Raw genomic sequence first — 233 nt, 5'->3', positions numbered from 1 at the left:
AAAAGAAAGAAGTAAAGACGCAGAAAGTAGCAAAAGCGAAAGAAACAACGAAAGCACAAGAAATAGTAAAGCCTAAAGAAGAGGCAAAAGTAGTAAAAGTTAAAGAAGAACCGAAAGCGCAAGAAATAGTAAAACCTAAAGAAGAGGCAAAAGTCAAAGAAGAAGTAAAAGTTAAAGAAGAAGAAAAAGCGCAAGAAATAGTAAAGCCTAAAGAAGAGGCAAAAATCAAAGAA

Annotated in this window: 1 pseudogene; it reads left to right on the top strand. The window is 33.0% G+C overall.

Going from position 1 to position 233, the window contains the following annotated elements:
- A pseudogene (locus MR107_RS32125) lies at positions 1 to 233 on the top strand (enterotoxin); the annotation flags it as partial.

Source organism: Bacillus cereus group sp. BfR-BA-01441, assembly GCF_022663075.1.
Lineage (GTDB): Bacteria > Bacillota > Bacilli > Bacillales > Bacillaceae_G > Bacillus_A > Bacillus_A cereus.
Note: the sequence above shows the minus strand (reverse complement) of the source record. Positions and strands in the feature narration are given on the sequence as shown.